Source organism: Frigoribacterium sp. PhB107 (assembly GCF_003751515.1).
Lineage (GTDB): Bacteria > Actinomycetota > Actinomycetes > Actinomycetales > Microbacteriaceae > Frigoribacterium.
Map to the genome: position 1 here is coordinate 18,401 of NZ_RJKU01000002.1, position 12,125 is coordinate 30,525.

Annotated in this window: 13 protein-coding genes; 5 read left to right on the forward strand and 8 right to left on the reverse strand. The window is 68.3% G+C overall.

Annotated elements, in window-relative coordinates; all coding sequences use genetic code 11:
• Positions 1-347 precede the first annotated feature (347 nt).
• The 8 genes from EDF18_RS08150 to rpmH form a co-directional block, all read right to left on the reverse strand.
• Positions 348-1,310, reverse strand: coding sequence for a ParB/RepB/Spo0J family partition protein (locus EDF18_RS08150; RefSeq protein WP_123547393.1), 963 nt, complete (start codon positions 1,308-1,310; stop codon positions 348-350).
• Positions 1,310-2,212 (reverse strand): ParA family protein, encoded by a 903-nt coding sequence (locus EDF18_RS08155; RefSeq protein ID WP_279586177.1) that lies wholly within the window; start codon positions 2,210-2,212, stop codon positions 1,310-1,312. Before EDF18_RS08155 ends, EDF18_RS08150 begins: the two co-directional genes overlap by 1 nt.
• Before the next feature lie 508 nt (positions 2,213-2,720).
• Positions 2,721-3,371 carry a 16S rRNA (guanine(527)-N(7))-methyltransferase RsmG gene (gene rsmG, locus EDF18_RS08160; protein WP_123547395.1) on the reverse strand — a complete coding sequence of 217 codons (651 nt, stop codon included), beginning with the start codon at positions 3,369-3,371 and terminating at the stop codon, positions 2,721-2,723.
• Between the two features lie 7 nt (positions 3,372-3,378).
• Entirely contained in the window at positions 3,379-3,978 is a 600-nt protein-coding gene (locus EDF18_RS08165; protein WP_123547396.1) for a R3H domain-containing nucleic acid-binding protein, read from the reverse strand.
• Between the two features lie 95 nt (positions 3,979-4,073).
• Positions 4,074-5,036, reverse strand: coding sequence for a membrane protein insertase YidC (yidC, locus tag EDF18_RS08170; protein WP_123547397.1), 963 nt, complete (start codon positions 5,034-5,036; stop codon positions 4,074-4,076).
• A gap of 10 nt (positions 5,037-5,046) precedes the next feature.
• Positions 5,047-5,409 (reverse strand): membrane protein insertion efficiency factor YidD, encoded by a 363-nt coding sequence (yidD, locus tag EDF18_RS08175; RefSeq protein ID WP_123547398.1) that lies wholly within the window; start codon positions 5,407-5,409, stop codon positions 5,047-5,049.
• Complete coding sequence (rnpA, locus tag EDF18_RS08180) at positions 5,406-5,741, reverse strand: ribonuclease P protein component (RefSeq protein ID WP_123547399.1); 336 nt, start codon at positions 5,739-5,741, stop codon at positions 5,406-5,408. The genes yidD and rnpA overlap by 4 nt, the downstream gene beginning before the upstream one ends.
• A gap of 8 nt (positions 5,742-5,749) precedes the next feature.
• Positions 5,750-5,887, reverse strand: coding sequence for a 50S ribosomal protein L34 (rpmH, locus tag EDF18_RS08185; protein WP_123356527.1), 138 nt, complete (start codon positions 5,885-5,887; stop codon positions 5,750-5,752).
• Between the two features lie 307 nt (positions 5,888-6,194).
• Here rpmH and dnaA point away from each other — a divergent pair, with 307 nt between their 5' ends.
• The 5 genes from dnaA (at position 6,195) to EDF18_RS08210 (ending at position 12,028) form a co-directional block, all read left to right on the forward strand.
• Positions 6,195-7,610, forward strand: coding sequence for a chromosomal replication initiator protein DnaA (dnaA, locus tag EDF18_RS08190; protein WP_123547400.1), 1,416 nt, complete (start codon positions 6,195-6,197; stop codon positions 7,608-7,610).
• A gap of 490 nt (positions 7,611-8,100) precedes the next feature.
• The gene (gene dnaN / locus EDF18_RS08195) at positions 8,101-9,249 is read left to right on the forward strand and encodes a DNA polymerase III subunit beta (RefSeq protein ID WP_123547401.1); all 1,149 of its coding nucleotides are present in this window, start codon (positions 8,101-8,103) and stop codon (positions 9,247-9,249) included.
• A 56-nt stretch (positions 9,250-9,305) separates the two neighbouring features.
• Positions 9,306-10,190, forward strand: a complete 885-nt coding sequence (gene gnd / locus EDF18_RS08200) for a phosphogluconate dehydrogenase (NAD(+)-dependent, decarboxylating) (RefSeq protein WP_123547402.1) — start codon at positions 9,306-9,308, stop codon at positions 10,188-10,190.
• Positions 10,191-10,205: 15 nt separating this feature from the next.
• A complete protein-coding gene (recF, locus tag EDF18_RS08205; RefSeq protein ID WP_123547403.1) occupies positions 10,206-11,450 on the forward strand; it encodes a DNA replication/repair protein RecF in 1,245 nt (414 codons plus the stop codon).
• Positions 11,447-12,028: a DUF721 domain-containing protein gene (locus tag EDF18_RS08210; RefSeq protein WP_369878220.1), complete on the forward strand. Its 582-nt coding sequence runs from the start codon at positions 11,447-11,449 to the stop codon at positions 12,026-12,028. Before recF ends, EDF18_RS08210 begins: the two co-directional genes overlap by 4 nt.
• The last annotated feature ends 97 nt before the right edge of the window (positions 12,029-12,125 follow it).

The window sequence follows — 12,125 nt, forward strand, 5'->3', positions numbered from 1 at the left end:
TGCGAGATAGGCCGACACGCGATTGCCTCCCGTCACGGGCGCACAGAACTGCAGATGAGATGCAGGGTCCGCCCGACCGACGGGGCCCGAGATTACCAATGACGAGATGCTAGTCCTTGTCGTTCGGACGGGGCGGGCGCCTGCCGTGCACACGGGCGATCCACCGGGCCGCGAACCATCGGCCATCCCGCGCCTGCTCCCTCTGTCCAGAGAAGAACGTTTCACGTGAAACAGCGACCACCCGGTGGCTTGAGCCTGCGTCCAGAGCGAAACGCCCGCCTCCTCCGGACAGAGAGCGGGCGTTTCACGTGAAACAGGCCGTGACCGAGTCGACTAGGCCGCCAGGGCTACTGGGAGAACGGATCCTGCCCCAGCGCAGCGAGGATCCGGTTGAGATCCTGCATCGAGGCGAAGTCGATGGCGATCGAGCCCTTCCTGGCCCCCATCTTGACCTTCACCTTGGTCTCGAGCCGATCCCCGAGGTTCTCGGCGACCTCGTCGAGATGAGCCTGGTGACGCCCAACAGCAGCCCGGGTCGTGCGGGGCTTGATGCTCGTGCCCGCGGCGGCGGCCTCGGCGGCACGCACCGACAGGTCCTCGTTGACGATCTTGTCGGCTAGTCGTTCCATCAGGAGCGAGTCACCGGTCGACAGGATGGCCCGGGCATGGCCCGCCGACAAGACACCCGACGCCACTCGTCGCTGCACGCTCGCGGGGAGGCGGAGGAGGCGAAGGGTGTTCGAGATCTGTGGCCGGCTGCGGCCGATGCGACTCGACAGCTCCTCCTGCGTGATGCCGAAGTCTGCGAGGAGTTGCTGATAAGCGGATGCTTCTTCAAGCGGGTTCAGCTCCGCTCGGTGCAGGTTCTCGAGCAGGGCGTCGCGGAGCATCGACTCGTCGGCGGTCTCCTTGACGATCGCGGGGATCGTCGCCAGGCCCAGCTGCTTCGTGGCCCGCAGACGTCTCTCGCCCATGACGAGCTCGTACTGCGGAGCCGCGGTCGCACCGTTGGCAGAGGCGTCGCGAGGGAGGGGGCGCACCACGATGGGCTGGAGGACACCGACCTCGCGGATGCTGGTGACCAGCTCAGCCAGCTCCTCCTCGCGGAACTCCGCACGGGGCTGCTGCGCGTTGGGCACGACGTCGAGCGGGTTGAGGTTGGCGAGCCGAGCGCCTGGCACCGCCACCAGCTCGTCAGCCGTCTGCTGTCCGGTGGGGAAGAAGACGTCGACGGGCCTGTCCTGGCCTTCTTCTGCCACGGGGATGAGGGCGCCGATGCCGCGCCCGAGACCCGTTCTCTTGGTTGCCACTACTGGGGTGCTCCTCGTCGTGCTAGTTCTGCTGCGGCCTCGAGGTACGAGATCGAGCCGGGTGAGTTCGTGTCGTAGCTGATGACCGTCTGACCATAGCCGGGCGCCTCGCTGATGCGGACGGACCGGGGGATGAGAGTGTCCAGCGCCTCGGCCGGGAAGTGCTCGCGCACGTCCGCGACGACCTGTCTCGCCAGGTTCGTGCGCCCGTCGTACATGGTCAACAGGATGCTCGAGACCTGGAGGGTCGGGTTGAGGTGCTTCTCGATCAACTGGATGTTGCGGAGCAGCTGGCTGAGCCCCTCCAGCGCGTAGTACTCGCACTGGATCGGGATGAGCACCTCGCCGGCCGCGACGAACGCGTTGATGGTCAGCAGTCCGAGCGAGGGCGGGCAGTCGATGAAGACGTAGTCGAACCGCTCGCCCGCAGCCTCCGTGGCCGACAAGTAAGCGTCGAGCTGAGTACGGAGCCTCTGCTCACGGGCCACGAGCGACACGAGCTCGATCTCGGCCCCCGCCAGGTGGATGGTCGCGGGCACGCAGTACAGGTCGGGGAACTCAGGACTCTGCTGCACGACGTCGGAGATGTCGCCCTCGTTCACGATCACGTCGTAGACACTGGGAGTCTCCGCACGGTGCTCCACCCCGAGTGCGGTCGACGCGTTCCCCTGCGGGTCGAGGTCGATCACGAGCACGCGAGCGCCGCTCCGAGCGAGGGCGGCAGCCAGGTTGACCGTCGTCGTCGTCTTTCCCACCCCGCCCTTCTGGTTCGAGACGGTCAGGATGCGTGTCTTGGCCGGCGCGGGGAGCGGGTCCTTCGACAATGCTTCGCGCCGACGGCGGAGATCAGCGAGCTCGCGCGCCAGAGGAGTGCTGTCGTCGTACTCCGTGGATGAACTCACCGGGGATCTCCGCATCGCTGTGTTTCACGTGAAACGGCCTCGCGCATGGTCATGATCGACGATGATCATGACTGCTGAGCCGAGCCTCCACTCTATCTCGCCGGGTCGTGCTGGCAGGCATCGGAGCCCCTCCGATCGTGCCCACGTTTCACGTGAAACGAGAGGCGAGTGCTGGCGCGGGATGTGCGAGACGAGCGCGAGACATGCTTGTGCACAGGCTCGCCAACATGTGCATAACTACGTCGCAGGTGCGTCGAACTAGCCGCTGGCAGGTCGTCCCGCCCCCATGACGAGCCATGCCGGACGAGCGCTCGTGCTCCGGACCCGAGAACGCCGAGATCAATGCATTTTCAACAAAAGCCGGTAAATACCCTGATCAAAGGCGGTGTGCAACTAGATCGACGGGCAGGCCGCTGTCAGACCACGATCAGCGACGTGCCGGGCGGTGGATCACCCGGGGCGCTCAGATCGCTTCCTGTGGCGCCGGCCAGCGCCTCCTCGGCCCTTGTCAGTCGAGGGTGGCTCGGAACACCCGGGTCGTCTCTGCAGGGTCGACGACCCCGACGCCGAGCTCGAGCACCTCGACGTCCACCAGGTGCGTCCGGGCGATGACCTTGCGGGCCGCCTCGACCTCCTGGTCGACGCGCGCGCCCTTCATCAGGATCAGTTCACCACCGGTCTTGACGAGTCGGGCCGTCAGCGGGATCAGCTTGGTCAGCGCCGACACGGCACGCGCGGTCGCCTGGTCGAGCCAGGCGTCGAGCTCGACGTCCTCCGCGCGAGCCCGGACCACCTCGACGTTGGTCAGGCCGAGACGCTCGGCCTCGGCGGAGAGCCAGTCGGTCCGTCGCTCCATCGGCTCGATGAGCAGGAGGGTCGTGTCCGGGCGCGCGGCTGCCAGCACCAAGCCGGGCAGGCCGGCGCCGGAGCCGATGTCTCCCACACGCGCACCCGATCGGAGGAGCGGCGCGACCAGCCCCGAGTTGACCACGTGACGTGTCCACAAGCGGGGGAGCTCGAGGGGTCCGATCAGCCCGAGCTCCTCGCCGTGCTGGGCGAGGTCGGCGGTGAACTCTCGGACGACCTCGAGGCGGTCGCCGAAGATCTCCCGCGCGACGGCGGGCTCGGCCTCGAGGAGGCCCGCCTGGTCGGTGCTCACGATCGCGTCAGCCGCGCTTGATGACGGTGTGCCGGTCGCGGCCCTCGCCCTCGGACTCCGAGACGAAGCCGCGGGCGGCGACGATGTCGTGCACCAGCTTGCGCTCGTACGATGACATGGGCGGCAGGGACGCCGCCTCCGCGCCTTCCTCGAGACGCTCGACGGCCCGGTCGACCATGGCCCCGAGCTCGGCCTCGCGGGTCTGCCGCGACCCGCCGATGTCGAGGATGAGACGGGAGAACTCACCGGTCTTCGTCTGCACCGCGATGCGGGTCAGCTCCTGGAGGGCCGTGACCGTGTCGGGCTTCGACAGCGTCCGCAGCGACCCCTCACCGGAGGCGTCGACCGAGATGTACGATCGGCCGCCGCGGACCTCGATGTCGATGTCGCCGTCGAAGTCGCAGATGTCGAGGAGCTCCTCGATGTAGTCGGCGGCGATCTCGCCCTCGTCGATGACGGACGCGGCGTCGGACCCGTCGACCGCGTCGGCCGCGCCGGAGGTGCGCTGCCGGTCGTCCGTGACCGTCGCCTCCTCGGCTGCCGCCGCGGTGCCCTCGGGCAGGTCGGCGCCGGTGGTGTCGATGTCGGCAGTGTCGTTGTCGGTCATGCTCGTCGCCTCTTCCGGGTAGATCGGTCACACGTCGCCGGCATCGCCTGCCGGACGTGCTCCCCCCGCACGAGGCAGGGGGAGCACGGCGCTGCTTACTTCTTGACGCCGTTCTGCTTCTTCGCGCGGTTCTTGCCGACGGGCTGCGCGCGCTGCGTCGCCTTCGGCACGGCGGGGGCGGACTCGATCTCGGTGACGGTGATGTCGCCGAGCCCGAGGCCCTTGCGCTGGGCCTTCTTCGCGAGACGTTCCTCGCGGGCGAGGGCCGCCTCGCTGCCGGGGGTGGGCATGTTCCGGATGACGATGAACTGCTGCGCCATCGTCCAGATGTTCGAGGTCAGCCAGTAGAACATGACGCCGAGGGGGAACGAGAGGCCCGAGAAGACGAACACGAGGGGGAGGAAGTAGAGCAGCATCCGCTGCTGCTTGAACATCGGGCTCGCCTTGGTCTCGGGCGACATGTTCTTCGAGACGATCTGCAGCTGCGTGATGAACTGCGACGCGGTCATGACGACGACCATGATGCCGGCCATCAGCCGGACCTCCCAGGTCGTGGCGCCGAGGAAGGTCTCCTTGAGCGGTGCGCCGAAGAGCGAGGACTCGCCGAACGAGGTGGAGAGCGCCTGGCTGAGGAGGCCGATGCCGACCTTGTCCTGCTGGGCGTTGTGCAGCACCGTGTAGAGGCTGAAGAAGATCGGCATCTGGATGAGGAGCGGCAGGCAGGAGCTGAGCGGGTTCGTGCCCGTGTCCTTGTAGAGCGCCATGGTCTCGCGCGACATCGCCTCGCGGCTGAACTGGTCGCGCTTGCCCTTGTACTTGTCCTGGATCTTCTTCAGCCGGGGCGCGATCTCCATCATGCGTCGCTGGCTCTTGATCTGGCGGACGAAGATCGGGATGAGGGCAGCTCGGACGACGAGCACGAGGCCGACGATCGACAGGACCCAGGTGCTGCCGGCGGCCGTGTCCATGCCGAGCGCGGTGAGCACGTTGTGGAAGCCCACGAGGATCGCCTCGACGACCCACCTGAGGGGCCAGAGGATGGTTCCGATGAAGTCCATGGTGTTCGGGTCAGCCCTTTCCGTGGCTCTGGACGATGAGACGGGGCACGCCGCTCGGGGCGGGCGCGACCACGTCGGATCGAGGGACCACGAAGCCGAAGGCCGTGGTGGTGTACTTCTGTCGCCGGGGCGGGGTCACGTCGTCGATGCCGCCGGCAGCCCAGGGGTTGCAGCGTCCGATCCGCCATGCGCCCATCGCCGAGCCCCGCACGACGCCGTGCTGCTGGATGGCCTCGAGCGCGTACCGCGAGCAGGACGGGTGGTACCGGCAGACCTCGCCGTAGAGGGGAGAGACGACGGCCCGGTAGGCGCGGAGCAGCACGACGCACACGTTGCGCGGCAGCAACGTCACGAACTGCACCGCTTGCTTCACTGTCCCACGACCTTGTCGACGACCCCCGAGATGTCCCTGAGCAGGGTAGACCACGGAACGTCCAGGCTGCCTGGCAGTGCCCGGACGACCACGTCGGTGCCCGGCGGCACCCCCGGGAGGATGTCGTGGCACACGTGCTTGAGCCTCCGACGGACGGTGTTGCGCGCCACGGCGTTGCCGACCGTCTTGGCCACGATGAAGCCGAACCGGACCAGGTCGTCGTCTCGACGACGCACGTAGACGACCGAGTGCGCCGTGCCCGACTTGCGGCCACGGCGCACTGTGTTGCGGTAGTCGTCTGCGCGGACGATCCGGTTGGCCCGGGCCAACACGGAGGCTGCTACGCGGAGAGCTCGGTGCGGCCCTTGCCGCGGCGGTGCGCCAGGATGGCGCGGCCGGCACGGGTGCGCATGCGGGCACGGAAACCGTGCTTCTTGGCGCGGCGGCGGTTGTTCGGCTGGAACGTTCTCTTGCTCATGGTGTTCTCTCCAGGGGGATGCGGACCTGGCCTGGTGCCGTGATCCGAGAAGTCTTCGTCAGCCGAGTCGGCTGGGATTCAACTGATTAAAAGTACGCGGCTTCTGTCCTGCGGTCAAACGACAGCCCTCCCCGGAGTTCTCCACAGTGTTGACAACCTCGGTTGCGGAGGGTGTGGCCCGACGAACTAAAGTGGGCACCTCCCGCTCCGCATCCGCGTAGTTCTGGGGAAGTAGCAGTGTTCCTGGCTCTGACGTCGCTCGTCGGCCAGTGGAGAAACCTGTGCATAAGTAGGTAGGAAGAGCCCCGTGGCGAACACCGTCGATCCGGTCCAGGACCTCTGGCGATCCGTGCTCGCGACCCTGACGACCGACGATCGCATCACTCCCCAGCTGCACGGCTTCATCAGCCTGGTCGAGCCGAAGGGCGTGCTGGGCGGCACGCTCTACCTCGAGGTGCCCAACGACCTGACCCGCGGCATGCTCGAGCAGCGCATCCGCACCCCGCTGCTCGAGTCGATCGCCGCGCTCGGCGACACCTCGGTCGCGAGCTTCGCCATCACCGTCAACCCCGACATCACGCCCGACACCCTCACCCAGCAGCCCGAGGAGTCGGAGCCGGCCCACTACATCGAGGCCCCGTTCGTGCCGGCGCCTGTCGAGTCGCCGTCGACCGGCAAGCGCAACGACTCGCGGCTGAACCCCAAGTACAGCTTCGACAACTTCGTGATCGGCGCCTCGAACCGGTTCGCCCACGCCGCGGCGGTGGCCGTCGCCGAGGCGCCGGCCAAGGCGTACAACCCCCTCTTCATCTACGGCTCGTCCGGGCTGGGCAAGACGCACCTCCTCCACGCCATCGGCCACTACGCCGAGACGATGTACCCGGGCATCCGGGTCCGCTACGTGAGCAGCGAGGAGTTCACGAACGACTTCATCAACTCGATCGCCAACAACCGCTCGAACCTGTTCCAGCAGCGGTACCGCGAGATCGACATCCTCCTGATCGACGACATCCAGTTCCTGCAGGGCAAGGACTCGACGCAGGAGGCCTTCTTCCACACCTTCAACACCCTGCACGACCACGACAAGCAGCTCGTGATCACGAGCGACCTGCCGCCCAAGCACCTGACGGGCTTCGAGGACAGGATGCGCTCGCGCTTCGAGTGGGGCCTGATCACCGACGTGCAGGCACCCGACCTCGAGACCCGCATCGCGATCCTCCGCAAGAAGGCGCAGAGCGAGAAGCTGCAGGTCCGCGACGAGGTGCTCGAGTTCATCGCCACGAAGGTGTCGAGCAACATCCGCGAGCTCGAGGGCACGCTCATCCGGGTGACGGCGTTCGCCAGCCTGAATCGCACGGCGGTCGACATGGCCCTCGTGCAGACCGTCCTGAAGGACCTGATCACCCTCGACGAGGACAACATCGTCGCGCCGGTCGACATCATCAACCACACCGCCGACTACTTCAAGCTCTCGGTGGACGACCTCTACGGGTCGTCCCGCTCGCAGGCGATCGCCACGGCTCGACAGATCGCGATGTACCTCTGCCGAGAGCTGACCAGCCTGTCCCTCCCCAAGATCGGCCAGCTCTTCGGCAACCGAGACCACACCACGGTCATGTACGCGAACAAGAAGATCAGCGAGCTCATGAAGGAGCGCCGCTCGATCTACAACCAGGTGACCGAGCTGACGAGCCGCATCAAGCAGGACACCCGCTACAAGTAGGCGAGTCGAGGCGCCCTGCCGGCGCCTCCTCGCCTCGTGCCCCGGACGGGCGTCGACCTCGGGTCGGCGCCCGTTCGTGCGTCCACGAGCCCGCAGGAGGCGGCCTGCCGCACCTGGGGACAGCCATCGATCCCACAGTGTGGATAACTTGTGGAAAGACGTGGACAACTACAGCTCAGGTGTTCACGGATCGCTCGGGCCTGTGGGAACCGACCTCGGCGAACGGGGAAGACGTCGCCCGATCACCCCGTCGAGTCCACACTCCGTGCACAAGTCACAATCGTGTAGTTCCCTCTGGCCTCGGGGTTTTAAACAGGTTATCCACACTGTGCACAACGGTTAAGACTGTTAATCCTGATTACAAGAAATTGTTGGAGAGACAACCTTGTGGACAGCCGGCGGCGGTCCTCGGGCCCGGGACCGCCCGCCTCCTCGCTGTGGCAGTATTGGCGGGCCATCCACGAGCGAGTAGTCGAACAGGGGTCCCCGCGTGAAGTTCCAGGTCAACCGCGACGTCTTCAGCGATGCCGTCTCCTTCGCCGTGAAGCTCCTCCCGCAGCGCACGACCCTGCCGATCCTCAGCGGGGTGCTGATCGAGGCCGACGCCGACGGCCTCACACTCTCGTCCTTCGACTACGAGGTCTCGGCCCAGACGAGCATCGCGGCCGAAGTCGACGAGCCCGGCACGATCCTCGTCTCGGGGCGCCTCCTCGCCGACATCGCGAACCGCCTGCCCAACGCTCCCGTGACGTTCTCGACCGACGAGAACCGCATCGCCGTGAGCTGCGGCTCCGCCAACTTCTCGCTGCTGAGCATGCCCGTCGAGGAGTACCCGACGCTGCCCACGGTCGGGGAGCGCTCGGGCGTCGTGCCCGGGGACGCTTTCTCGCTGGCCATCTCCCAGGTCGCGGTCGCCGCCTCCCGCGACGACGTGACCCCGGTCATCACCGGCGTGCAGCTCGAGGTCACCGAGAACGCCCTGTCGCTCGTGGCCACAGACCGCTACCGGGTGGCCGTCCGGGGCATCGAGTTCGACCCCGGCACCGCCGCCAGCACCGAGACGACCACGGCGCTCGTCCCGGCCCGCACCCTCCAGGAGGTCGGCAAGACCTTCGGCAGCGCCAGCACCGTGTCCGTGTCGATCACCGGCAGCGACGACCGCGAGCTGATCGCGTTCCAGGCCGGCGACAAGACCGTCACGTCATTGCTGATCAAGGGCAACTTCCCCCCGGTCAAGCGTCTCTTCCCCGAGACCGTCGAGAACTTCGCGGTGCTCAACACCGCCGAGCTCGTCGAGTCCATCCGCCGCGTCTCGCTCGTGCTCGAGCGCGAGGCGGCCCTCAGGTTCACGTTCACGATCGACGGCCTCACCCTCGAGGCGGTCGGCAGCGAACAAGCGCAGGCATCAGAGTCGATCGACGCGTTGTTGACGGGAGAGGACACGGTGGTCTCGTTGAAGCCCCAGTTCCTCCTCGACGGCCTCGGAGCCGTCCACTCCGAGTTCGTGCGGATCTCCTTCACCAAGACGGAGAACCCGAACAAGCCCGGTCCTGTGCTGATCACCAGTCAGTCCTCCAAGGACCAGGCGGGCGCTGACAGCTACCGCTACCTGCTGCAGCCCAACCTCCTCCTGCGCTGACAGCGCGACACGACGGAGGCGCCACGATCGACGCCTCCACAGAACGAAGGATCCTCATGCACATCGGCCTCGTCGGTCTCGGCAAAATGGGCAACAACATGCGCGCTCGCCTGCGCAACGCGGGCATCGAGGTGACCGGCTACGACGCCAACCCCGCCGTCTCCGACGTCGCCGACCTGGGCGCCCTCGCCCAGGCGCTCCCGTCGCCGCGCCTCGTCTGGGTGATGGTCCCCCACGGCCAGATCACCGACGCCGTCATCAAGGACCTCGGCGAGGTCCTCGAGCCGGGCGACCTCGTCATCGACGGCGGCAATTCGAAGTGGCTCGACGACGAGGTCCACGCGACCCTCCTCGACGCCAAGGGCATCCGCTACATGGACGCCGGCGTCTCCGGCGGCGTGTGGGGCCTCGAGAACGGCTACGGCCTGATGGTCGGCGGCGACTCCGCCGACGTCGAGCGCGCGATGCCCGTCTTCGACGCGCTGCGCCCCGAGGGCCCCCGCGAGGAGGGCTTCAGCCACGCGGGCCCCGTCGGCGCCGGCCACTACGCGAAGATGGTCCACAACGGCATCGAGTACGCGATCATGCAGGCCTACGGCGAGGGCTATGAGCTCCTCGAGGCCAAGGGCCTCGTCGAGGACGTCCCCGCGGTCTTCAAGGCGTGGCAGCGCGGCACGGTCGTCCGTTCCTGGCTGCTCGAGCTCATGGTCCTCGCGCTCGACGCCGACCCCAAGCTCGACGCGCTCTCGGGCTACGTCGACGACAGCGGCGAGGGTCGCTGGACGCTCGAGGAGGGCATCGCCCACGCCGTGCCGATGCCGGCCCTGAGCGCGTCGATCTTCGCGCGCTTCGTGTCGCGCCAGGGCGAGGGCTCGCCCACCATGAAGGCCGTCGCCGCCCTGCGCAACCAGTTCGGCGGCCACGCGGTCAAGAAGGCCTAGTCGCCTCCGGCCCGCGTGCGAGTACTCCATCTGAGCCTGACCGACTTCCGGAACTACGCTTCCGCCGAAGTCGCACTCGCGCGCGGGCCCAACCTCTTCGTCGGCCGCAACGGCCAGGGCAAGACCAACCTGGTCGAGTCGCTCGGCTACCTGGCGACCCTCGGGTCGCACCGCGTCTCGTCCGACGCCGCGATGATCCGACAGGGCACCGACTCGGCGATCGTCCGCGCGCGCCTCGAGTCCGAGGGGCGCGAGCTCCTCGCCGAGGTGCAGATCAACCGCACCGGGGCCAACCGTGCCCAGGTCAACCGCAGCGCGATCAAGCCCCGCGAGCTGCCGCGCTACTTCACGAGCGTCCTGTTCGCTCCCGAGGACCTCGCGCTCGTCCGGGGCGAGCCGTCGGGCCGGCGCCGGTTCCTCGACGAGCTGCTCGTGACCCGGGCGCCCCGGTTCGCCGGGGTCCAGGCGGACTACGACCGGGTGCTCCGGCAGCGGAACACGCTCCTCAAGTCGGCCCGCGCCTCCGGCGTCAAGGCAGGTCAGCTCGGCACCCTCGACATCTGGGACGAGCGCCTCGTAGCTCTCGGCACGGAGATCGTCGTCGCGCGCGAGAGGCTCGTCGCCGATCTCGCCCCCGAGGTGGCTCGGTCGTACGCCGCCGTCGCGGGCGAGGACCACGCGGCACGGCTCTCGACCGTCCTGAGCATCCGCGGCGCGACGGTCGACGACGACGCCCCCGCACCGGAGGCGCCCACCGAGCAGGTGGCGCCGGCCGAGGTCGCCGACGTGTTCCGCGAGGCGCTCGCCCGGGTCCGGCCCAGCGAGCTCGACCGAGGGCTCACCCTCGTCGGGCCGCACCGCGACGACCTCTTCCTTACGCTCAACGGCCTCCCCGCCCGCGGCTACGCGAGCCACGGCGAGTCCTGGTCGTTCGCCCTCGCCCTGAAGCTCGCGTCGGCGGCGGTCGTCCGCGCCGAGGCGAGCACGGGCGACCCCGTCATCGTGCTCGACGACGTCTTCGCCGAGCTCGACGGGTCCCGCCGCGAGCGTCTGGCCGACGCCGTGGCCGACTACGAGCAGGTGCTCATCACCGCGGCGGTCGAGGAGGACGTGCCCGACCGGCTGGCCGCGCACACCGTGCGCATCTCCGCGGGCACCATCGTCGAGGAATCAGACACGGCAGAGGTCACGGCCGCGACCGTGACCGCGGACACGGCGGCACCAGCCGACGCCAAGGGCGCGACCGCGGACCCGTCGTGAACGCCGACGACGACGACCCGACCCCGCGCCCTGCGGAGGAGGCGCCCTCCTCGACGACGGGACCGCCGCCTCCTGCGCCCCCGGAGCCGCTGCCGGACGACGAGGCGCAGCGCGTCTACCTGAGGTTCCGCCGCGTCTTCGGCGACCCGAACGGACGCTCGCGCGACGGGAGGCGTCGCAAGGCCCTCAAGCTCGGCTCGCCGAGCCAGCCCTTCGGCACGGGACGTGAGCCCCGGGGCATCGCCGACGTGCTCGCGAGCGTCACGTCCGAGCTGGGCTGGAAGTCGCCCCTGGCGCAGTCCGACCTCATGGCCGCGTGGCCCGACATGGTCGGCGACGAGCTGTCGGCGCACTCGCACCCGGTGTCCATCGACGACGGCACCCTGACCGTGCAGTGCGACTCGACGGCGTGGGCGACGCAGCTCCGGCTGATGCGCGGGACGGTGACGACGACCATCGTCCAGCGGTACCCCGACGCCGGCATCCAGTCGGTGCGTTTCCTGGCACCCAACGCCCCGTCCTGGAAACGCGGCCCCAGATCGGTCCCAGGGCGTGGCCCTCGCGATACCTACGGCTAGGGAGGGTGAATCGTCCACCCGGCTCGGGAAAATCCCTCTGAGGGCGGAATCTGCCCCGTGGGGGACAGGCCTGCGGTAGACTCACAAGGTCGTCCGC

Excerpts from the sequence above, each read along its gene's own strand:
- EDF18_RS08165 (WP_123547396.1), bottom strand. The coding sequence starts at position 3,978 with ATGACCGACAACGACACTGCCGACATCGACACCACCGGCGCCGACCTG.
- yidC (WP_123547397.1), bottom strand. The coding sequence starts at position 5,036 with ATGGACTTCATCGGAACCATCCTCTGGCCCCTCAGGTGGGTCGTCGAG.
- rpmH (WP_123356527.1), bottom strand. The coding sequence starts at position 5,887 with ATGAGCAAGAGAACGTTCCAGCCGAACAACCGCCGCCGCGCCAAGAAG.
- gnd (WP_123547402.1), top strand. The coding sequence starts at position 9,306 with ATGCACATCGGCCTCGTCGGTCTCGGCAAAATGGGCAACAACATGCGC.